Origin of the sequence: Marinobacter algicola DG893 (assembly GCF_000170835.1) — a bacterium.
GTDB classification, from domain to species: Bacteria; Pseudomonadota; Gammaproteobacteria; order Pseudomonadales; family Oleiphilaceae; genus Marinobacter; species Marinobacter algicola.
This window is the reverse complement of the sequence record NZ_ABCP01000052.1, coordinates 1-21,353: the sequence shown is the minus strand read 5'-3', so window position 1 is coordinate 21,353 and position 21,353 is coordinate 1. Positions and strand designations below refer to the sequence as shown.

Annotated in this window: 19 protein-coding genes; 18 read left to right on the top strand and 1 reads right to left on the bottom strand. The window is 56.2% G+C overall.

The features are described from left to right. The first annotated feature begins 57 nt into the window (after window positions 1-57). From MDG893_RS20995 to MDG893_RS18575, 16 genes are all read left to right on the top strand, one after another. Window positions 58-216: a hypothetical protein gene (locus MDG893_RS20995; RefSeq protein WP_157132881.1), complete on the top strand. Its 159-nt coding sequence runs from the start codon at window positions 58-60 to the stop codon at window positions 214-216. A 56-nt stretch (window positions 217-272) separates the two neighbouring features. After that, window positions 273-2,300 carry a tripartite tricarboxylate transporter permease gene (locus MDG893_RS18645; RefSeq protein WP_007155389.1) on the top strand — a complete coding sequence of 676 codons (2,028 nt, stop codon included), beginning with the start codon at window positions 273-275 and terminating at the stop codon, window positions 2,298-2,300. An 80-nt stretch (window positions 2,301-2,380) separates the two neighbouring features. Next, window positions 2,381-2,920: a cupin domain-containing protein gene (locus tag MDG893_RS18640; RefSeq protein WP_007155388.1), complete on the top strand. Its 540-nt coding sequence runs from the start codon at window positions 2,381-2,383 to the stop codon at window positions 2,918-2,920. 32 nt (window positions 2,921-2,952) lie between these two features. Then, window positions 2,953-3,546, top strand: coding sequence for a cupin domain-containing protein (locus MDG893_RS18635; protein ID WP_007155387.1), 594 nt, complete (start codon window positions 2,953-2,955; stop codon window positions 3,544-3,546). Window positions 3,547-3,617: 71 nt separating this feature from the next. After that, the gene (locus MDG893_RS18630) at window positions 3,618-4,613 is read left to right on the top strand and encodes a Bug family tripartite tricarboxylate transporter substrate binding protein (RefSeq protein WP_007155386.1); all 996 of its coding nucleotides are present in this window, start codon (window positions 3,618-3,620) and stop codon (window positions 4,611-4,613) included. Between the two features lie 92 nt (window positions 4,614-4,705). Next, complete coding sequence (locus MDG893_RS18625; RefSeq protein WP_007155385.1) at window positions 4,706-6,208, top strand: tripartite tricarboxylate transporter permease; 1,503 nt, start codon at window positions 4,706-4,708, stop codon at window positions 6,206-6,208. Next, entirely contained in the window at window positions 6,195-6,671 is a 477-nt protein-coding gene (locus MDG893_RS18620; RefSeq protein WP_007155384.1) for a tripartite tricarboxylate transporter TctB family protein, read from the top strand. Before MDG893_RS18625 ends, MDG893_RS18620 begins: the two co-directional genes overlap by 14 nt. Window positions 6,672-6,730: 59 nt before the next feature. Continuing rightward, window positions 6,731-8,503, top strand: a complete 1,773-nt coding sequence (locus MDG893_RS18615; RefSeq protein WP_007155383.1) for a thiamine pyrophosphate-binding protein — start codon at window positions 6,731-6,733, stop codon at window positions 8,501-8,503. 15 nt (window positions 8,504-8,518) lie between these two features. Next, window positions 8,519-10,012 (top strand): aldehyde dehydrogenase family protein, encoded by a 1,494-nt coding sequence (locus MDG893_RS18610; protein ID WP_007155382.1) that lies wholly within the window; start codon window positions 8,519-8,521, stop codon window positions 10,010-10,012. A gap of 116 nt (window positions 10,013-10,128) precedes the next feature. Then, window positions 10,129-11,154, top strand: coding sequence for a DMT family transporter (locus MDG893_RS18605; protein ID WP_007155381.1), 1,026 nt, complete (start codon window positions 10,129-10,131; stop codon window positions 11,152-11,154). Window positions 11,155-11,202: 48 nt separating this feature from the next. Beyond that, entirely contained in the window at window positions 11,203-12,123 is a 921-nt protein-coding gene (locus MDG893_RS18600) for a DMT family transporter (protein ID WP_040474786.1), read from the top strand. 163 nt (window positions 12,124-12,286) lie between these two features. Beyond that, window positions 12,287-13,279: a substrate-binding domain-containing protein gene (locus MDG893_RS18595; RefSeq protein WP_040474785.1), complete on the top strand. Its 993-nt coding sequence runs from the start codon at window positions 12,287-12,289 to the stop codon at window positions 13,277-13,279. Between the two features lie 45 nt (window positions 13,280-13,324). Continuing rightward, window positions 13,325-13,681 carry a RidA family protein gene (locus tag MDG893_RS18590; protein ID WP_007155378.1) on the top strand — a complete coding sequence of 119 codons (357 nt, stop codon included), beginning with the start codon at window positions 13,325-13,327 and terminating at the stop codon, window positions 13,679-13,681. A 42-nt stretch (window positions 13,682-13,723) separates the two neighbouring features. After that, on the top strand, window positions 13,724-14,689 hold the full coding sequence (locus MDG893_RS18585; protein WP_007155377.1) for a tripartite tricarboxylate transporter substrate binding protein: 966 nt from the start codon (window positions 13,724-13,726) through the stop codon (window positions 14,687-14,689). Window positions 14,690-14,704: 15 nt separating this feature from the next. After that, entirely contained in the window at window positions 14,705-16,204 is a 1,500-nt protein-coding gene (locus tag MDG893_RS18580; protein WP_007155376.1) for a tripartite tricarboxylate transporter permease, read from the top strand. Next, window positions 16,201-16,671 carry a tripartite tricarboxylate transporter TctB family protein gene (locus MDG893_RS18575; RefSeq protein ID WP_007155375.1) on the top strand — a complete coding sequence of 157 codons (471 nt, stop codon included), beginning with the start codon at window positions 16,201-16,203 and terminating at the stop codon, window positions 16,669-16,671. The genes MDG893_RS18580 and MDG893_RS18575 overlap by 4 nt, the downstream gene beginning before the upstream one ends. Before the next feature lie 68 nt (window positions 16,672-16,739). On the opposite strand, the gene MDG893_RS18570 is transcribed toward MDG893_RS18575, so the two are convergent. Then, on the bottom strand, window positions 16,740-18,344 hold the full coding sequence (locus MDG893_RS18570) for an ethanolamine ammonia-lyase reactivating factor EutA (protein ID WP_007155374.1): 1,605 nt from the start codon (window positions 18,342-18,344) through the stop codon (window positions 16,740-16,742). 354 nt (window positions 18,345-18,698) lie between these two features. On the opposite strand from MDG893_RS18570, the gene MDG893_RS18565 reads away from it, so the two are divergent. Further along, a complete protein-coding gene (locus tag MDG893_RS18565) occupies window positions 18,699-19,814 on the top strand; it encodes a cupin domain-containing protein (protein ID WP_007155373.1) in 1,116 nt (371 codons plus the stop codon). Window positions 19,815-20,258: 444 nt separating this feature from the next. After that, complete coding sequence (locus MDG893_RS18560) at window positions 20,259-21,302, top strand: Bug family tripartite tricarboxylate transporter substrate binding protein (protein ID WP_007155372.1); 1,044 nt, start codon at window positions 20,259-20,261, stop codon at window positions 21,300-21,302. The last annotated feature ends 51 nt before the right edge of the window (window positions 21,303-21,353 follow it).

Sequence of the window (21,353 nt, the reverse complement as noted above, 5' to 3'; positions counted from 1 at the left end):
CCGTCTCGATAGACGAGGCGGCTTTCAGTTTAAACAAGACCTATGGAGATAGAGGCATTGAATATTCAGGACACAGTCAAGACTTGGTTGTTTTTTATCGTCTTGCTCGGTTTTTTTGGGGCAAGTGCGGTGGCTGATGCGGAAACGGCGGCGCCGAAAGCAGTGTCTGACGGCGCTACTGAATTGCAGATTGACTTAACGCGCTTTGAGAAATAAGGGCGACTATTTAACGGGTAACGGAAAGACCCCCAAAATGACAATAAGGTTGGGTGATGATTGAAGCAGCGTTTGGCGCGCTAGAAATGGTGATGGATCCGACCCGCTTGATGATTCTTGCGGTAGCGGTTCTCTTGGGCCTGGGCATCGGTGTTATTCCGGGGCTCGGAGGTATTGTTGGGCTCGCCATCCTAATTCCGTTTACTTACACCATGGACCCTCTGGCTGCGTTTGCATTTCTGGTAGGCATGGGTGCCGTAACGACAACGTCTGATACGATTCCGGCGGTCCTGTTCGGCGTGCCCGGTACCAGCGGGTCTGCGGCAACGGTCGTTGATGGCTTTCCCATGGCCAAAAACGGCGAAGCCGGTCGGGCCTTTGGTGCCGCCTACATGGCCTCGTTACTGGGCGGCGTGATCGGTGCCGTCTTGTTGGCAATGACGATTCCCGTTATTCGGCCAATGATGTTGTACTTCGGTTCGCCAGAGCTGTTCATGCTGACCATCCTCGGCCTGACCATGGTAGCGGCACTCAGCGGCAAGGCGCCCATGCGAGGTATTGCGGCTGGCGCGATAGGACTGGTTATTGCCATGATCGGTCTGGGTAGCCAGGGCGGGTCTCTGCGCTGGACCTTCGACCAGCTTTATCTCTGGGACGGCCTGCCTTTGGTACCCCTGACATTGGGTTTGTTTGCACTGCCCGAATTGATCGATATGGCGATTGCGCGAACCAAAATTGCGCGCAATGAAGAAACCGCCAAGTCGAGTCGCAGTGGCCAGATGCAAGGCATTCGTGATGTTTTCAAGAACTGGTGGTTAACCATCCGGTGTGGCGCTCTCGGTGCCGGTCTGGGTGCGGTACCGGGCCTGGGTTCGGCGGTCGTAGACTGGCTGGCGTATGGCCACGCCAAGCGCAGCGAGAAAAACACGGAGCGCTTTGGTTTTGGTGATGTTCGTGGGGTGATCGGTCCCGAGTCGGCCAATAACGCCAAGACTGGCGGCTCGCTGGTGCCAACGCTTGCGTTCGGTGTACCGGGTAGTGCCTCGATGGCGCTGCTTCTGGGTGCGTTCCTTATGCACGGTCTGGTCCCCGGCCCTGACATGCTGACCACTAACCTCGATATCACCTACGGCATCATCTGGAGCCTTGCGCTTGCTAATATCCTGGGTGCCGGTCTGTGCCTGATTTTTGCGGATCAGTTTGCCAAGGTTGCGTTGGTGCGGTTCGGAATCCTTGTCCCCGTCATTAGTGTTGTGGTTTTCCTCGGTGCCTATCAGGGCTCGGCGAGCTGGGGTGACATTATTATCCTGTTGGGCGTGGGTGCCATTGGCTGGGTAATGAAACAACTGGACTGGCCACGCCCGCCTTTGCTGCTGGGCTTTGTCCTGGGCGAAATTTTCGAGCGCTACCTGTGGATATCGGTAAATACGTCCCTAAGCACTTCGGAAACCGGCTCGGGTTTCGAATGGATTACTCGCCCGCTGGTGATATTGCTGATTGCCCTGACTGTTTGGGGCTTATTTCAGGGCGCCCGTCCGTGGTTGAAGAAGACCTTCATGGAGCGAGGCGAGACCAAGGGCAGCATCATCTGGTGTGCGCCGCGCGTGACCCCGAATTCGCTGTTTTCCGGGCTCCTGCTGATTGTTTTCGGTGTGCTTTGGGTGCAAGCCGGCGATTTCTCCTTTAACGACCGCGTTGTTCCTCTGTCGGCATTAAGCGTCGCCATTGGCTGCACGGCTTTGTCGTTCATGGCATCGACCTTCACCAGGCAGGTAGGTGGTGAGGCTACCGTCGCTGGCGCGCTTGGGGATAAGTGGCCCGGTCGCTTGGCCAAGGTTGTTGGCTGGCTGTTTGGTTTCACTGTCCTGATCTGGTTGATTGGGTTTCTACCGGCCATTTTCGTGTTCATCTTCGCGTTTACAGCACTTGAAGGTAAGGAGAGCGTGCGCCTGGCGTTGTTGACCGCCCTCGGAACCGTGCTGTTTTCCTACGGCGTTTTCCATATGGGCATCAACGTGAATTGGCCGTCTTCGGTGATCGGCGACGTCTTCCCGGCGCTAAGAGATCTTACCCGGTTCTTATGATCCCGACTGATTAATGATTGCACCAATGCCTAAGCAATAGTTTGGGGACTGGCTGACGCAACAAGCATGAGGTTTAAACAATGAGCATAGAAGACCAGTACCACAGCAAGAAGGACCGTATCTTCGTTCGCGGCATTCAGGGTCAGTACAGCCTGAGTGAAGAGTTGGCGAAACTGAGAGCCCAGCCGAGAGTAAGAAAAGGCCGTGAAATTTCATTTGTTGACGGGCCTCAGTGCTTCAGCAAGCACTATGTCGAGCCCAAAGATGAAATTACCCAGACCTTCCACCTGCATCTTGAAGAATATGGTCCGGGTGCGATGTCACAGAAGCACGGTCACGTTAACGAGGCCGCCTTCTACATTCTCGACGGCAAGGGCTACGAGATTCACGACAACATCCGGTATGACTGGGAAGCCGGTGACGTGGCCATCGTCCACAACAACTGTGTGCACCAGCATTTCAACGCTGACAAGCACTTGCCGGCCCGGGCTTTGGTGATCAAAACCAAGCCTATGTATATGTTCATGAACATGTTATTTCAGAAGCAGGTTATCCCCCGCCCGACTGAGCCAACGCCTGAAGGTGTGGGCTTCGAAGCGCGTGAAGAAGGCGATAAGTAAACGTTAACCAATTTCAATCCGGAGACAATGTGATGGCGTGGGATGAAGCAACCAAATGGGCACAGGGTGACCTTTCGCAGCCGCTGTATCAGCACCTGCTGGACGACGCGATGGAGAAGCCGGAGCGCGACAGCCACCGCAAGAAGATCGTAAAACCCGCCGACATGCCATGGGAAATGTCTCGTCAGGGCTTGCTCAAGCATCTGATCAATGAAGAGATGAACACCCGCATGGAAACGGTGGACGTTTATATGCAGATCATCCCGCCGGGCAGTTGGTCGGGCAAGCATCGCCACCTGGCGGAAGAGTGTCTCTACGTTCTGGAAGGTGAAGGATATGACCTGCACACCGACTGTGACGTGGAAATCACCGACACCTACCACTGGCGACCGCAGGACGAAGAGAAACGCTTTGACTGGGAAGCGGGTGACGTTATCTACATTCCACCGAACACCATTCATCAGCATTTCAATGCCAATCCGGACAAGCCGGTACGGCTGATATCGGCGATCAACCGAATCTATAAATATTGCGGATTGAATGACCTTGAGCAGATCGAAGACGCGCCGGAATACGACCCGTCTGTAGTCCTGAATTCTGAAACGCTTAACAAGTATCTGGGCTGACGCGGCGCCGACAGGCGCCGGATAGCCGGCCAGGTAAACAGCCAAAAATCGATAACAAAAAGGCCACACTGATGAAACACACACACATGGAAAAACCATGGCGCGCAGTGTCCTGCGCGGTTGCTCTTGCTGCGTCTGTTTTCACAGCCACAGCGGTTGCTCAGGACAGTTTCCCACAGCGTGATATCGAGCTGGTGGTCGGTTATAACGCCGGTGGTGGTTACAGCAGTTGGGCGCAGGCATTGGCCCCTGTGCTGGAGGAGCAGTTGGGCGGTAATACCAACGTTCTGGTTCGGCACATGCCGGGAGCTGGCGGCGTGGTGGCCACCAATTATGTCTATCGGGCGAAGCCGGACGGTTACACCATCGGTATCTTTAACCTGGGCGGTCTGGCAGCCACACAAACCGCTTCAGAGGTGATGTACGATCTCACCAAGATGGCCTGGCTCGGGCGGCTGTCGCTGGACCCGACCATCATGGTTGTCGGGTCGGATTCGGGTTTCAATGCCCCTGGCGATTTTAAAGGTCGCGACAGAACCGTGGTCTCCACCAAAGGATTAACGGCCAATGCCACGATCACAGGTGCGGTCACCTTCGATCTGTTGGGCGTCGACTGGCAGCCGTTGAACCATTCTGGCACCAGTGAGGCGATTCTCTCGATCATTCGCGGAGATTCCCACGTGTCCTGGGGTTCTTTCGATAGCCTCAAGCAGTACATCGAAAACGGTGATCTGAAGATGCTGATGTACTACGACGCGGAACGGAACCCAGCGTATCCGGATGTGCCCACGCCATCAGAGATCGGTTTGCCTGCCGAGATCAACGAAGCCTTTAACACTAACCGCATTCTTGGCGCACCAGCAGGAACATCGGATGCGGTTGTTAAAGCGCTCGAGTCGGCTATTGCCCAGGCTGTAAAAGATCCGGCGTTTATTGAGCGTGTGGAGAAAATGGAAGTATCAGTCCAGTACCTGGACGGCGCTCAGACTTCGCGGGTCGTTAACAGCGCCGTTAAGGGCTTCACCGACTACAAAGACACCATTTCCGAGCTGCTGGGTAGCAACTAGCCGAAGCCAGAAGAGAGCCCTCATCATCGGTGGGCTCTCGCCCACACCCTTCAGCGGTATCACGACCAGACTTTTCTAACAGGAGTTTTCTCTTGGAACTTCTTAACGAGTTCGTCACCTTGTTGTCGCAACCGTACTTGATGTTGTTGATGCTGGGTGCGGTCGTGCTTGGGTTATTGATCGGTATTCTTCCGGGCCTGGGCGGCAGCGTTGCCTTGGCGCTGTTGATCCCGCTGACGTTCAGCATGGGGCCTGACGCCGCTATCGTATTGTTGATTTCAGCCTACGGCACGGTAACCTATGGCGGCGCCATCACTTCGATTCTGCTCAATACGCCGGGCGAGGCAACCGCCGCTGCAACAACCTTTGACGGTTACCCGCTGGCAAAGCAGGGTAAGGCGGGTAAGGCCATCACGGTTGCGGTTCTGGCGTCCGCCATTGGCGGTATTTTTGGCTTTCTGGTGCTCTATCTGGTGTTGCCGTTGGCGCGAAGTCTGGTGCTGGCGTTCACTTACCCCGATTTCTTCATGCTGGCGATCTTCGGCCTCACGGTGATTGCTGTCGTCACCCAGGGCAGCGCGTTCCGCGGGATCATTTCTGCTCTGGTCGGGTTCATGCTCGCCTTTATCGGGACCGACCCTTTGATGGGTTCCTCACGCTTCACCTTTGGCTCCTTTCACCTATGGGACGGTCTTGGTCTGGTACCGGTGATTATCGGGTTGTTTGCAATTACCGAGGCGTTTCAACTTTATTACCAGAAGACCTCCATCGCCGGCGACTACGATCACGACATCAAGACCGATTTTGGAGAAGGGCTCAGGGACTTTATTCACCATCGCTGGCTGTTTGTCCGGTCTTCGCTGACCGGTATTTTCCTGGGCATGATTCCGGGGGTTGGCGGTGCGGTCGCCAGTTTCATGGCCTATGGCTCTGCCGTCCAGACGTCCAAGACGCCAGAGCGTTTTGGCAAGGGTGCGATTGAAGGGGTATTGGCACCGGAAGCAGCGAATGACGCGAAAGAGGGTGGCGCCATGTTGCCAACGCTCGCCTTCGGCATTCCCGGCAGTGCGGCGATGGCGGTGTTGATTGGCGGGCTGATCATGCACGGGCTGACGCCCGGGCCGGAAATGCTCACCACCAACCTCAGCATGACCTATTTCCTGATTGCAGTGGCCATTGTCAGCAAGCTGGTGGCATTGCCAGTGTCATTGCTGGTAGGGCCGAGGATGGCGATTGTCACCCGGATTCCCGGCACGCTGATGGCACCGGGCATTGTGGCAATCTCGCTCGTGGGGGCCTATGCCGTTGAAGGATCCTTCTGGGACGTCGTGATTGCGCTGCTGTTCGGTCTGATTGGCATTCTGATGAAGCAGTTCGGTTATTCGCGTATCGCACTGATTATTGCCCTGGTTTTGGGCGGGCTGGTTGAGGCGTCTTATCACCAGACGATGGCAGCCTTTGGCTGGGAAGCCTTCTTCAACCGTTCCATATCACTCACTTTATTGTGCCTGACGGTACTTTCCCTGCTCTGGCCATGGTTGCGCACGTCCACTCTGATGAAGCGGATTCTGGGGGGCGCGCATGGTTCAGCTTAATGCAAGAACAGTGTTTTCGTTACTGATCTGCCTGTTCGCCGCCCTGATGCTGTTTCAGACCTTCGATCTGAGATCAGACGCCGCCCTTGTGCCCCGCGTGATTGGCGTGCCGCTTCTGGTTCTTGCGGCGTTTCAGTTCCTGTGTGACCTGTTTCCGGCGTTGGGAATACGTTTTTCGTTCGCCGGCACTGACAAAGGCGCCCTGGATAACTCGTCCCACGACGAGGGATCTGGCCTGAAAGGTAATTACCTGTTTGTCGCCTGGATGGCGCTGTTTGTCGTGGCGATCTATTTCGCTGGTGTAATTGCAGGCATCTTGATCGCCTTTTTTGTTTACCTGAAATGCCTGATCCGTCAGAGCTGGACGCTGTCCGTTCTGTACACCTTGTTTTTTGCGCTCAGCGTTTACCTGATTTTCGTTCAGGGCATGGGAGTTTATTACTTTACAAGCCCGGTGGGATAAAGACTGGCCGACCGGTGGCAGGGCGGAGACTCGAACAACACACCTCATAGGTATCACAGATGACGAACAACAAAACGGTACGTTATGGCTCGGACCTGATGGCGGAGCTGATCGCCAACCTGGATGTGCCCTTCATTGCTCTCAACCCGGGGGCTTCATTCCGGGGGCTGCACGATTCGTTGATTAACCATCCGCACCGGGAAATGCCCGAACTGATCACTTGCACCCACGAAGAAATATCGGTGGACATAGCCCACGGCTACGCCAAGGCAACCGGTAAAGTCATGGCGGCGGCTATCCACAATGTGGTGGGCCTGCAGCATGCGACCATGGCAATTTACGATGCCTGGTGTGATCGGGTCCCGGTCCTGCTGTTTGGTGGCACCGGACCCATGCCGGTAGAGAAGCGGCGGCCTGGCTCGGACTGGCTTCATACGGCGCTGGTTCAGGGCAATCTGATTCGGGATTTCGTCAAATGGGATGATCAGCCAGCATCGGTTCAAAGCCTTAGCGATTCCATCTATCGGGCGCACCGTCTGGCGGTCACCGAACCTGCGGGGCCCGTCTATGTCTGTTTCGATGCGATGCTTCAGGAAGCGCCAATTGAACAGGAAGAGCTTGATAGCGTTCCTGCTCTGACTAACCCGCCCGGCCCTGAGGCCTATTCGCCAGGGACGCCCCCAGGACCTTCGCCGGCGGTCACCGCGCGCTTGGTTGAAGCGCTGGAGGGCGCCAAGTGGCCGGTCATTATCGCCGATTATACGGCCCGGTCCGATGAAGCGTTTCACGCCCTGGCTCAGCTCGCTGAGGACTGGGCGATTCCGGTGATTGATCAGGGTAGCCGATTCAATATGGCGACCGACCATCCGATGAATCTCAGTGGCGCCAATTTCGAGGTTCTGGAACGGGCCGACGTTGTGATCGCTCTGGACATGAAAGATCTGTACGGAGCCCTGTCGCGAATCGAGCGCACGATTCGTACCACGGAACCGGTACTGCAGCCATCCGCCCGGGTCTTCGCGGTCAGCCTGATGGACTATACCACCCGTGCCTGGTCCGCGGATTTCCAGCGCCTCTTCCCAACGGAGATGAACATTCTTGCGGACACTCAGGTTCTGCTGCCGGTGTTGCGAGAGGCTCTGTTCGCCCGCCCGCTGCCTGCCGTGGTTGAGTCTCGCCGCAAGACGGTTACCGACTGGCACGCCAGCCTGCGCGAGCAGTGGAAACAGAAGGCGGTCAAGAAACGCACGGAGACGCCGATCGCCACGGCGGTCATGGCGGACGAACTCTGGACCTTGCTGAAGGACGAAGACTTCGTGCTTGCCAATGGCAACCTGAGGGGCTGGGTGCAGAAGATTTTCACCATGAGTTCCCCGCGCCAGTATCTGGGTGCCTCCGGTGGCGGCGGCCTCGGCTATGGCATAGGTGCCACCATCGGTGCCTGCCTGGCCCACCGCGGGTCGGAAAAAATTGTGGTGGATATTCAGTCCGACGGTGACCTTCTGTTTACACCGGGGGGGCTCTGGACCCTGGCCCACCACCAACTGCCCGCACTGATCGTGATGTTCAATAACCGTTCCTATTACAACTCCGAGGAACACCAGATCAACATTGCCCGTCATCGTGGCCGCAATGTTGAGCGCACCTCGATCGGTACCACGATTGTTGACCCACCGGTGGACTTTGCGGCCATGGCGGAATCGATGGGCGTTGCCGGTATCGGCCCGATTGAAAACGTTGAAGACATCGCGCCAGCGTTGAAAAAGGCACTCGCAATCGTGAAAAACGAGCGCCGTTCCGTATTGGTGGATGTTGTAACTCAGGTTAAATGAAGGGGGAACGAGCGGATGGCCATTAATCTGAAAGCATACGGAAAGACCGTATTGGAAGAGGCAGAGCGAGAGACCGAAGGATGGCAGATGACCATCAACGGGAAGTTCGTAAAGGGCCAGTCGGGAAAGACCTATACCACCATCAATCCATCAACGGATCAGCCCCTGGCCGACGTGCCTTTTGCCACAGCGGAGGATGTGAAATCCGCTGTGGCTTCGGCCAAGGCGGCGTTTCCCGGCTGGAAAAAACTCCACGTGGATGAACGTGGCAAGATGCTCAAGGCGCTTTCCCGCGCCGTCCGCGAGCGGGCGGAAATGTTTGGCATGCTCGACGCGCTGGATTGCGGTAACCCTTACCAGGCGATGGTGGACGATGCCAATAAAGGCGCCGGTCTGCTGGAGCATTTCTCCAATCTGGGGATGGAATTGAAGGGGCAGACCGTTCCGACCCCGGGCGGTGGACTCAACTATACCCGCCTGGAACCTTTTGGCGTGGTGGCCCGTATTCTTCCATTCAACCATCCGATTTCCTTCGCCGTGGGAAAGATTGCGTCTGCCCTGATCGCAGGCAATACCGTGGTGATGAAAATTGCCGACCAGACGCCCCTCAGCGCCTTGCTGTTCGGCAAACTGATTCAGGAGCACTTGCCGCCCGGCGTGGTCAACGTGATCACCGGTGACGGGGCTACTACGGGGGCTTCTCTGGTGTCTCACCCCGACATTCACCGAATCGCATTCACCGGCTCGGTCGCTACTGGAAATCTGATCAGCCAGCAGGCGGGTATTGCGGTGCTCAGCCTGGAACTGGGTGGTAAGAACCCGCTGATTATCTATCCCGATGTTGATGTGCAGAAGGTCGCCGATGCGGCAGTCGCGGGCATGAACTTCACCCGCTCACAGGGGCAGTCCTGTGGTTCCAACTCCCGGGTGTTTGTCCATCGTGATCTGCACGACGAATTCGTCAGCGAGGTGGTCAAGCGGGTGGAAAAAATCAAGGTCGGTCACGCGGACGCAGACGATACCGAGATGGGCCCGGTCGTCACGCGCCAGCACTATGATCGCGTCATGCACTACATCGACTCGGCGAAATCCGAGGGCGCCAAACTGATGACCGGCGGCGGCCATGCCAAGGGTGAAGACCTGGCGGATGGGTATTTTATTGAGCCCACAGTGTTTGACGAGGTCACCCACGACATGACCATCGCCCGCGAGGAAATCTTTGGCCCGGTCATGAGCATTCTGGTCTGGGACGACGAAGCCAGCATGATGGAGCAGGTTAACGGCGTGGAATATGGCCTGTGCGCCAATGTCTGGACGAACGACATCTCGACGGCCCTGAGGGTCGGCGACGACATCGAAGCAGGTTACGTCTGGATCAACGGCCACGGTGGCAAGCGCTTCAAGGGTGCGCCCTTTGGCGGCGTGAAAAACAGCGGTATCGGCCGGGAGCATGACACCAGCGAGATCCGCAGCTTTACCCAGGAAAAGAACATAAACGTCCGTTATTGACTGGCCTCTGGGCAATTGACGAGTGAATTGAAGAGTATATGGAAGCGCGATAACACGCAGTTATCCCAGTCGGGCGAACCGCCTTGCTGGTCATTACGGATTATTGGGAGACAGCTATGCTAGGTGGTGTATTTGCGATCCTGGCCGCCGCCAGTTTTGGATTTAATAACGCAGCCTTGCGACGAGGCGTTTTAAGTGGCTCGGTGTTTCAGGCCCTGGCCATCACCGTTCCGATGGGCGTGCCGCTGTTTCTGCTGGCTGGTATAGCCACCGGTCATATTGACAAGCTGTGGTCGTTCCCTGCCGAAGGCTACTTCTGGCTGGCCGCAGCGGGGGTGATGCACTTTGTCTGGGGGCGTTACTGTAATTACCGGTCTACCAAAGCCATTGGCGGCAACTTGTCCGGTCCCTGGAAACAGGCGCAGCTGATTATCGCCCTGATTCTGGCGATACTGCTGCTGGGCGAAACTCTGACACCGCTCAAGATTCTGGGCATCGTGCTGATCGTGGGTGGCGTCGTCGCCACCAGTCGAGCCAAGCACAAGAAAAAGCCCAAAGCCAAGGACGCGGACAATAGCAGCGGCGAGTCGTCCGACAAACCGAAGAAGTCCAAGCTGCCGGATTTTGAACCCAACTATGCCGAGGGCTACACCTTCGCGCTGCTGTCTGCCACGGGATACGGCATCAGCCCGGTGCTGGTACGCATGGGCCTGGAGAATCAGGGGCCGGGCTTCAGCATTGCCGGCGGCCTGATTTCCTACACGGCCGCGGCAGTTGTCGTTGGCGTTATCATTCTGGCTACAAAACAGTGGGGACACATCCGATCGATGCAGCCGGTAGCGGCCAAATGGTTCTCCCTGGCTGGAGCTCTGGTTGGTCTGTCGCAGGGTCTCAGGTATACCGCGCTGTCGATTGCTCCGGTCACGGTGGTCACTCCGATCCAATCCACGTCCGCCGTTTTCCGTGTGTTGTTCGGCTGGTTGATCAACCGTGAACACGAGGTGTTCGGCCTCTGGGTGTACCTCGGCGTATTGCTGTCCATGGCCGGTGTTGTCGCGCTCACGCTGAGCACTGAGATCATCCTCGCCAACCTTGATCTGCCGCAGGTGCTGGTTGATATTGCCGGTTGGCAGTGGCCATGATCCGGGCTCCAATGGCCAGCACTCACGGGCAAATGGATCGATATTCCGGTGTCTGACGCGCTAACAGGACAGCTATTGGCGCTGCTGTCGGCAGTGGCCTTTGCGTGCAGTAACGTGTTTATTTCCAAGGGCGCGAGCGGCGGCGGTGACCGGGGTGTGATGTTTTCTGTCCTGGTCACTATGGTGTTTTCCGGTCTGCTCTGGTTGACCCTGGAGGGCGGCAGCCTGGGTACCGGTAATCCGGACGAATGGTGGACCGGTATTGGCTGGTTTGTGTTGGCCGGCATACTGGCCATGGTATTCGGCCGTACTTTCCTGTTCGCCTCGATTCGTAAACTGGGGGTCACCCGCGCAAGTGCCGTTAAACGGCTGAACCCCTTCTTCTCCGTGCTGTTGGCGTTTGCCCTTTTGGGCGAGCCCGTTACCGGCCTGGACGGACTTGGTATTGTCGGTATTGCGTTGGCATTCGGGCTGCTGATCCGGCGGTCATTTCAGCGCAGTGTGGCCGATATCGAGGCGCAAGCGGCGCCACCCTCGCTGGCAAGCTACGGCTGGGGCGTGGGGTCGGCCCTGTCCTACGCGCTCGCGTACATAACCCGCAAATATGGCCTGCTTCTGGTGGCTGCACCGGCGTTTGGAACCATGGTCAGCGCCGTATCCGGTTTCACGTTTTTCGTGATTGCCGCCATCTTCGTCTCCCAGTATCGGGTGAACTTCCGCAATATGTTCCGCAATCTGAATGTCTGGCTCGTGCTGGCCGCCTTCACGGTTTCTTTGGGCCAGATTCTTCTGTTTGCTGCGCTCTTTTACGAAAAAGTCTCGACCGTTGTGATGATTGCATCGCTGGAAATATTCATTGCCTCCTTTCTGTCCGTGGTGGTTTTTCGAACCGAGGCTCGACCGGATCTGGAAACTTATATTGCTGCGACCATTGCCACTGCAGGCGTCATTGCCATTGCCTGGAACTGAGCCTTTCGGCCCGGAAATCACCTTGCGGACATATCGATTCCGATATGATTCTGAACGATAAAGCGATCAGTATTGCGATAAAACCTGTGGCATACTAAAACTGTTAGAATAGGAACGGCGTTCCCGAAATGGGTCGACGCCCAATGAATTCACGAGGGTAAGTATGTCAAAGCTTAGGCTATCACTCGGATGCTGGGACTATGATCGAACGCGTGCGCTGATGGACGGCAGTGTTCAGCCAGACGGTATTGATCTGAACTATCTGAACATGCCCGTTGAGGAAACCTTTTTCAGAATGTTGCGTCACCGGGAATTCGACGCGGCGGAAATGTCGCTGTCGTCCTACGTGGTGTCGCTGTTTTCAGAAGAGCGTCCGTTCATTGCCATCCCGGTGTTTCCTTCACGGTTTTTCCGGCACTCGTCGATTTACGTCAACGCAGACGCCGGTATCCGTAAGCCCGGTGATCTGGTTGGTAAACGTATTGGCACTCCTGAATATCAGATGACAGCCCCTGTATGGATTCGCGGCATTCTTTCTGACGAGTACAAGGTGCCGGTCGAGAGCGTGTTGTACATGACCGGTGGCGAAGAAGAGCCAAATCGCCCTGAGAAGCTCAAGCTCAACCTGCCGGATACCATCAAGGTAGAGCGAATCGGGCCCGACAAAACTCTGGCACGAATGCTGTTGGATGGTGAAATTGATGCGCTGCACACCGCGCGAGCACCGTCCACCTTTTATGACGGCAGCGGCCGGGTAGTGCGGCTGTTTGAAGATTACCCAGCTGTCGAGCTGGAATATTACAAACGTACGGGCATCTTTCCAATCATGCATTGCGTCGTGATTCGGCGTGAAGTTTACGAGCAGAACCGATGGGTCGCGCAGTCGCTGTTCAAGGCGTTCAAAGAAGCCCAGAAAAAAACCTATCAGGACATGCACGAAACCGCGGCACACAAAACCATGTTGCCATGGCTTTCAGCCCACGTTGAGGAAGCCCGGCGAGAATTGGGTGAGGATTTCTGGTCGTACGGCTTCAACGAGAACCGGGAAACGATTTCCACTTTTCTACGGTACCACTACGAGCAGGGGCTCTCGAAGCAGTTACTGACGCCCGAAGATCTTTTTGCACCGGAAGCTCTGGAATCGTTTGTGATCTGATCACGGGCTACTCCAATAGCTGCCAAATTAGACAAGGAGCAAACTATGACCATAAAGCGGATACACAGCGGTAAGCGAATAAGTCGTGTTGTCGTTCACAATGGCATTGCTTATCTGGCGGGTTTGCAGGCTCTTAAAAACCGGGGTGGAAGTGTCGCTGAACAGACCCAGGATGTGCTCGCAATGATTGATCGGCTGCTTGGTGAGGCAGGTACGGACAAGCGAAACCTGCTGACGGCAACGGTTTGGCTGGCGGATATCAGGACCGCTGAGGAAATGAACCAGGTCTGGGACGAATGGGTGCCAGACGGCTGCTCGCCGGCCCGTGCCACAGTCGAGGGTAAGCCCGCATCGGCCGAACACAAGGTGAAAATTGCGGTGACGGCGGCGATCACCCAGTAAACGAAAACACAATTGCCATTACGAATACAAAAAGGTATCACCATGAAACTTACAACAAAAATTCTGAGTCTTTTGCTCCTTGCATTTGGCCTGTCCCTCAACGCCCACGCCTTCCCCGATGAAGACGTTTCCATCGTTATTCCCTACAGCCCGGGGGGCGGTTTTGATCGCGCGGTTCGGGCCTTTGCCCCGCAATTTGGTGAACATCTTGGCGGTGAGGTCAACGTATTGCCGCGCAATGTTCCCGGCGCTGGCGGACGTCGTGGAACCACCATGGTGTATCGCGCAGACCCGGACGGTTACACCATCGGAATAATCAATCTGCCGGGTTTTGCGTTGCCGCGAATCCTGGGTGAGCCGGCGGAGTACGACCTGCGGGAAATGACCTGGATTGGACGGATTGAAGCCCAGGCATACGTCCTGCTGGTGTCGGGAAGCTCTGACATCACTTCCGTCGAGGACCTGCGTCAGCTTGACGAGATAACCTTCACATCCACTGGTTACGGATCTACCGTACTGGCCGCCACCCAAATTGTTGCCAGTGCCCTTGGTCTCCAGAAAAAGAATCCGATTTACCTGGCGGGGTATTCAGGTACATCGGACTCGCTGGTTGCCCTGGTCCGTGGCGACGGTAATGCGGCGATGGCACCGATTTCGTCAGCGGCCAAGTACGTTGAATCCGGCGATCTCAGAGCGCTTGCAGTGACGGGTGATTCCAGCCCGCTTGAAGGCGTACCCACGTTCGCCGAAGCCGGTTACTCGGAGTTGACGCCGCTGGATCTTCAGCGCGCGCTGGCGGGACCGCCTGACATGGATCCGGAGGTCGTCAAGGTGCTTCGTGAGGCGTTCGATAAAACCGTGAAAGATCCCAAGTTTCTGGATGCCGCCCAGAAAGCCCGCATGGATGTGGTGCCACTCGATGGCGACGCGACTGCAAAGTCTTTTAAAGAGTCCTTTGAGTTTTACGAAAAATTCAAGGCGGACCTGCGAAACCCCAACGCTCTATAACCTGGCGTAATCTCCATGTTTGATTCAGTCTTTACCGCCGCGAGTTACCTCGCGGACGGTATGAACCTTCTTTTCCTGCTGCTCGGTGTGGTGGTCGGTGTCGTGTTCGGGATCATCCCGGGGCTTGGCGGGGCGACAGCCATTGCACTGTTGCTTCCGCTGACCTTTGGTATGCAGGCAGAGCAGGCCACTACCCTGATGGGTGGGGTCATGGGCGCCGTCACGATTGGCGGCTCCATTACCGCGATCCTGCTGAACACACCAGGTACAGCGCCCAACGCGGCCACCTGCTTCGATGGTTATCCGCTGACCCGCAAGGGCAAGGCTGGCGTGGCCATTGGTGCTGCGGTCACGGCATCGTCGGTGGGTGGTGTGATTGGCGCTCTGATTCTGATCATGCTGTTGCCGGTTGCCAAGAGCATCATTCTGTTTTTTGGCCCGCCCGCCTATTTCATGCTCGCGTTGCTGGGACTGACGGCGCTGACGGCGGCCAGCAGCAATCTTCTTCGAGGGCTCATTGGCGCCTGTCTGGGCCTGTTCATCGGGTTCGTTGGCTACGACGACCTGGGCGGTGTTACCCGCTACACCGGCGGTATCGATTACCTGTGGGATGGCCTGTCGATCGTGCCGGTACTGATCGGTCTGTTTGCGATTGCGGAGATGCTGAAGCTGTATGTTGACGGTGGCACTATCGCAAAATCTGGCGACATGGACAGCGTGGGAGTATCCGGAACACTAGAGGGCATCAAATCAGCTTTTCGACATTTCAAAGTAATCCTGAGTGGATCTGCCATAGGCTCGGTGATTGGAACTGTGCCGGGGGTTGGCGGCACCGTGGCCTCCTTTCTGTCCTACACCTTTACGTTGCAGACCAGCAAAAACAAGGAAGAGTTTGGCAAAGGCGATGTTCGCGGTGTGATCGCCCCTGAAGCGTCCAATAATGCCAAAGACGGTGGCGCGCTGATACCCACGCTGGCTTTTGGCATTCCCGGCAGCGCCGAGATGGCCCTTTTCCTGGGGGTGCTGGTGCTGCACGGCATGGACCCGGGGCCGATGTTGCTGCTGGAACGCGAATTCACCATCTTTGTGCTGATTCTGGCGCTTTTGGCGGCGACGGTTGCCAGCGGAATCATTGTGTTGTTGACGGCTCGTTACCTGATCAAGGTCACCTACATCGATACCTCCATTCTGATTCCGTCAGTGATTGTCATCTCCCTGGTTGGCGCCTACGCGCTGCACAACTCCATCGGTGATGTGTTTGCCGCTGCGTTCTTTGGCGTGCTGGGCTATCTGATGCATCGCTTTGACTATCCCAGGATCACGCTGGTGATCGCGCTGGTGCTGGGGGGGCTCATGGAAAGAAATTACTTCCAGACGTCACTGATGTATCGCGGTGACTGGTCCAAGGCCTTTGGCGATACCCCGTTTGTGATTCTCCTCGGGCTGGTGGTAGTGGCGTTGTTGATGCCGATGATCTCCAAAGCACTGAAGCGCAAAACAGGACAGAAAGCATGATGGTTCGATTGTTGAACTCGGGGCTGATCGTGGCGGCGGTGATGGTGCTTTGCGCGATATCGGTCCTGATTGCCGCCTATTCGTATCAGGGCATCAGCGGTACTTTCCCGCAACTTGTGGGCTGGATTTTTCTCGGGTTGGCGCTGCTGGAACTGACTGTGCAAGTGGTTGCGGTGATGCGACCGCCGAAGGAACGCCAGGCGGCGGTTGAGGACGAGATGGCCGGCGTGAGTGTGGTGAAAGAACTCAAGGCCGTGGGCTGGTTAGGGGGGCTTTTGCTGGCCCTCTATCTGGTCGGGTTTCTGATCAGTACACCGCTTTACGTCTTTGCTTTCCTCAGGTTCTCCGGTCGGTTATCACTGCCTATGTGCGCCGCTGTGGCTGCCGGGGCAACGGCATTTGTTTTCGTTGTCTTTGTTCAGTTGTTGGAATACAAGCTGTTCCCCGGTGTGCTATTGATGGGGTGAGCGGCTCGCAACCCCAGGTGTTGTTGACGCTTCACCTGGGGTTGGTTCGGAAGGTCTTGTTTCCCGGCCTAGTCCCTGGGTTTGTGATGAATCCGTTCCGGCGCTTTGGCGCCGTCCATCGTGTCGTTGAACATCAGTGATTTAATGGTGACAGGCATGGTGTTGGACGGCCTGCGGATGCGCCCTATATCTATATAGTCAAAGTCTGACAGTGCGACCCCGTCAATCACCAGTATGTCATTATCAATGCTCAGGTCCTGCTGCAGAATGGCGCCCAGGTTCAGCGCGATGTCTGCATCCAGCACGATGAAGAGCGGCTTGCCGCTTGCAATTCGGTCGGCTGCACCTTCGCGGATACCTTCGGCCAACGCCCGCATGCGCTGATATTCCGGTGTGCCGTCCCAGTGAAAGGCCAACACCAGATCATCACTTGCGGCATCGATCTCGAAGGCTTCGATATGCTGACGCAGCTTGGCGCCCAATTCCTGAGGGTTGAATTGGTCGGTGAAGTCGAACTCGGGACGGAGTACCGGTAGGTTTCGCTGGGGCAGCAGGGCATCGTAATCGGTTGCAAAACAGGTGTTGCCACTTAACTGGGTGGTATATTCAGAGGCGCCCAGGGCGGTAGAGCGAATACCCTGGCTGTCCGGTAGCAAGTTCCAGGACAGTTCGCCCGAATCAATCCGGTCACGCAATGCGTGGCCCAGGCGTTGTCCGAGATCGCCGAAGTCCCGCTCTTCGCGTCGATAGACAAACTCCGCAACCCCGCCCGAAAACACCATGCTTTTCGCCCGGCGCAAGAGCTCGTCGGGAATGGGGTCTGTCAAGTAAAGCTCGGCGGCGTCCGGCGGCACCGGCGTGCAGGTCAGAACCTGAATTAACGTACTGGCCATGGTTTGGGCCACCTGGTCCAACTGCTCGGGGTCAACCCGATCGCCGACGTGCCAGTTAAAACCGGCCCGGGCGGCGTGCGTTCGACCGGCCGGATCAATGCGGGCAAGCGTCCCATCGGGGTCAGTCGCCAGCAGTCGACCGCCAATGTGAACGGCACCGGTAGCCAGCACTTTGCCGTTTTCCAGTACGCTGAGTTTTGTGGTGCCCCCACCAATGTCGATGTTCAGAATACATTCGTCGCGGTCAAACGAGGCTCTGGCCGCCCCGGAACCGAACGCAGCGAGCCGGGCCTCCATGTGATGGCCTGCGGTCGCGCACACCAGATCACCGCATTTCTCCGAAAGGATGCTTGCAATTCGCGAGGCATTTTCCCGTCGCAGGGCCTCGCCGGTGAGAATCACCACACCGGTATCAATGTCTTCGGGGCGAACCCGGGCGAAGTTGTAGGCATTGTCGACGATTTCACCCAGCGCCCGGTCATCGATCAGGGTCTCGCTCCGGTAGGGCGTCAGGCTCACCGGCGATTCATAGAAGGTTTCGCGGTCAATGATGATATAGCGGCTGGACAGGTCGACCGACTGTCGCTGTAACTGGACTCTTGAAAATAACACCTGGGTGCCAGCTGATCCGATGTCAATTCCGACGCTCCAGAGAGTGACGTTGTCCCGCTGCCACAAAGGGTTTTCTTCAATGGGCCCATCATCCTGCGGGATGTGGTGGTCATGATCGTGATGATGGCCATGGGCGTGGCTGTGTTGATGTCCGTGATCGTCCTTCATGGATGCGCTCCCGTCTGCCGGTCAATGCTTGTTTTAAACGTCGATTCTAGCACTGGGTCAAAATATATGGAACGATGTTCCTTTATGTGGAAAATGTACAGGGTGGCTGTTTTGGCGCCAACCCCCGGTATCACAGGCTTGAGCCTGTTAAATGGCATTCGTAGTTAAAGGAATGGCGTTCCAGTTTACTTGACGTTTTGGGATTCTCTGTGGGATATTCCGTATGGAGGACCGGCGTTCCAGTTTATTTTTATTGAGCCGGTCATCGGACACGCATGATTTCATGGGCCGGCGCATCGGTTTCATCGATCGGGTGCGTGGTCATCACCATCAGAATGTAACGAGGTCGACACAATGGCGAGAAAAGACGCAATCGTCTCCGACGAAATTGCCAAAAAATTCGCGACGGAAAAAGAAACACCCTATACGCGCTGGGTCGCGAATCAGGGATTGGAAATCATCGACGGTATCTATGTACCGGATCTGAACACGGTGGAATTGAAGCCTTGGGACAGTCGCGGTGGTAAAGGCGTCTTTATTAACCATGACGCCTCCAGAACCACGAACGACTGCTATGTGTGCGAGATTCCCTCCGGTGGAAAGCTTGCGCCCCAGCGCCAGCTGTTCGAGGAAATGATCATGATTCTGGACGGTCGTGGTTCTACCACCGTCTGGAACGATGCAGGACAGAAAGTAACGTTCGAGTGGGAAACCGGCGCGCTGTTTGCCGTGCCGCTGAACACCTGGTTCCAGCATTTCAACGGATCAGGTCAGAAGCCCGCGCGCTTTGTGTCGGTGACCAATATGCCACCGATCATGAACCTGTATGAAGAGAACGATTTCATCTTCAATACGGAATACGACTTCAAGAGCCGTTTCTCTGGTGAGTCGGATTATTTTTCGCCAAAGGACGAACTGAACGGGTTCAGGCTGGAGACCAACTTTGTTGCTGACGCTGTGAATCTGCCTCTGGTTGAGGCTAAAGAGCGTGGCGCAGGCGGCGGACACATCCGTTTCAACCTGGCGAAGAGTTCCATGAACGCGCACATCTCCCAGTTCCCGGTTGGTACTTACAAGAAAGCCCACGCCCACGGCCCGGGTGCTCACGTGATCATTCTGGCGGGTGAGGGGTACTCACTGATGTGGCCTGAGGGTGAGGAGCCCAAGCGCTACGACTGGAAACCCGGCACGCTGATCACGCCCCCGAATATGTGGTTCCACCAACACTTCAATACCGGTGAAACCCCGGCGCGCTATCTTGCGTTCAAATACGAGGGTGTGGCTTTCCGCAACGCTCAGGGTGTTCCCAAGGCCTGGATCAGCCGTCGTATTGGCGGCCACCAGATCGACTACGCGGATGAGAGCAACACCGTGCGAACTCTGTTTGCAGACGCGCTGGCTGAGAAAGGACTCACGTCACAGATGGAATCGGCCTATGAGGCCGAGAAGGAGCATCTGCCACCGCTCTAAGCCAGCGGTAATAAGCGCGCTTCGGTCGAGTCCGGAGCGCGCTCGTTGAAAACCGGCAAATATAACGAAAACGTGTTCTGAGGAAGGCGCCGATTGGGTCTTGGTTTTGACTCAGGTCCAATCGGTGTCTCCCTGTGAACTTGGCGCTTGCCTTGGCGCAAGGGCGCTTTGTGGTCAACCGTTTGATCCAGCGCGCCCGACCCTTTCCGACCATTTGGTGATTTAAAATCGCCCTTCCTCCCTATGCTCAGATCGTGCCCCGAATCCTCTCACGTTGATTTGGTTGCTGGTGTCGTGCAGGCAGAAATTTATATTAATAAAGCTATATGAAAAACCTGAAACGCTATTTGTTCTTGCGGGTATTCGGTGTTGAATTGATAAGACAGCAAGTAAAAGACTTTATATCGGCACAACAAAAACAATGAATATATAAAGGGGAAAATTATGTTCCGTTCGATCGTTCGAATGACAGCCGCCTTTACTCTGGCGACGGTCACACTTGCAAGCCCGGTTTATGCCCAAAGTGATGAGGCATTTTACGACGGCAAAATCATTTCATTTCTCAGTGGTCACTCCGCTGGGGGTGGCTATGACACTTACGTCAGAACACTTGCGCGCCACCTCGGCAAACACATTCCCGGCAACCCACAGGTTGTGGTGCGGAATGTACCGGGTGCTGGAAGTCTGGTGCTCACCAATCAGGTTGCCAATACCCTGGAATCCGACGGCACGGTCATTGCGAGTGTAGCCCGCGGTATGGCTTTCGAACCGCTTTTCGGTAATGAGCAGGCGCTTTACAAGCCGGGAGAAATGAACTGGCTGGGTAGTCTTAACAATGAAACCAGCCTGTGTGTGGCCTGGCGTGAAGCCAAGGTTAAAAACTGGCAGGACCTTAAAACCGAGGCGTTGTCCGTTGGTTCAACCGGCGCCGGGGCGGATACCAACCTATTCCCGAAAGTGCTGAGCGACCTGTTTGGCTTCAAGTTCAACATCATCGCCGGTTACCCGGGCGGCAACGATGTCATGCTGGCGATGGAGAGGGGCGAAGTTGAAGGTCGCTGCGGCTGGTCCTGGAGTAGTGCAAAATCGACTCGCGGAGAATGGATTGCCCAACTGAACGAGGGTATGGAGCAGGGCAAAGTCAATATTCTGTTCCAGATGTCGCTTAAGAAGCACTCCGATCTTCCGGATGTTCCGCTGGTCACTGAATTTGCAGAAACTGAAAAGCAACGGCAGGTGCTGAACCTGTTGTTTGCCCGCCAGGTCATGGGTCGGCCGGTGGTGGCGCCTCCCGGTGTGCCCGAAGCCCGAGTCGCGATGTTGCGCAAGGCCATCGCCATGGCCGTCGAGGACCCTGAGTTCCTTAAGGATGCGCAAAACCAGAGTCTGGGTATCAACTTTGTCGGCGGTGAGGAAATCCAGGCCATCGTGCAAGAGGCCTACGAGTACCCTGATGACGTGATTGCGGTCATCAAAGACGCCATGTAACGCACTGCCGTTTAACGGCCCTCCGGTGATCGTGGGGGCCGATCTGGAGAC

Bases quoted from the DNA above. Each gene is read 5' to 3' on its own strand.
- MDG893_RS18605 (WP_007155381.1), top strand. From the start codon at position 10,129: ATGCTAGGTGGTGTATTTGCGATCCTGGCCGCCGCCAGTTTTGGATTT.
- MDG893_RS18570 (WP_007155374.1), bottom strand. From the start codon at position 18,344: ATGAAGGACGATCACGGACATCAACACAGCCACGCCCATGGCCATCAT.
- MDG893_RS18595 (WP_040474785.1), top strand. From the start codon at position 12,287: ATGTCAAAGCTTAGGCTATCACTCGGATGCTGGGACTATGATCGAACG.
- MDG893_RS18585 (WP_007155377.1), top strand. From the start codon at position 13,724: ATGAAACTTACAACAAAAATTCTGAGTCTTTTGCTCCTTGCATTTGGC.
- MDG893_RS18575 (WP_007155375.1), top strand. From the start codon at position 16,201: ATGATGGTTCGATTGTTGAACTCGGGGCTGATCGTGGCGGCGGTGATG.
- MDG893_RS18630 (WP_007155386.1), top strand. From the start codon at position 3,618: ATGAAACACACACACATGGAAAAACCATGGCGCGCAGTGTCCTGCGCG.
- MDG893_RS18580 (WP_007155376.1), top strand. From the start codon at position 14,705: ATGTTTGATTCAGTCTTTACCGCCGCGAGTTACCTCGCGGACGGTATG.
- MDG893_RS18640 (WP_007155388.1), top strand. From the start codon at position 2,381: ATGAGCATAGAAGACCAGTACCACAGCAAGAAGGACCGTATCTTCGTT.
- MDG893_RS18610 (WP_007155382.1), top strand. From the start codon at position 8,519: ATGGCCATTAATCTGAAAGCATACGGAAAGACCGTATTGGAAGAGGCA.
- MDG893_RS18645 (WP_007155389.1), top strand. From the start codon at position 273: ATGATTGAAGCAGCGTTTGGCGCGCTAGAAATGGTGATGGATCCGACC.
- MDG893_RS18590 (WP_007155378.1), top strand. From the start codon at position 13,325: ATGACCATAAAGCGGATACACAGCGGTAAGCGAATAAGTCGTGTTGTC.
- MDG893_RS18615 (WP_007155383.1), top strand. From the start codon at position 6,731: ATGACGAACAACAAAACGGTACGTTATGGCTCGGACCTGATGGCGGAG.
- MDG893_RS18620 (WP_007155384.1), top strand. From the start codon at position 6,195: ATGGTTCAGCTTAATGCAAGAACAGTGTTTTCGTTACTGATCTGCCTG.
- MDG893_RS18560 (WP_007155372.1), top strand. From the start codon at position 20,259: ATGTTCCGTTCGATCGTTCGAATGACAGCCGCCTTTACTCTGGCGACG.
- MDG893_RS18565 (WP_007155373.1), top strand. From the start codon at position 18,699: ATGGCGAGAAAAGACGCAATCGTCTCCGACGAAATTGCCAAAAAATTC.
- MDG893_RS18635 (WP_007155387.1), top strand. From the start codon at position 2,953: ATGGCGTGGGATGAAGCAACCAAATGGGCACAGGGTGACCTTTCGCAG.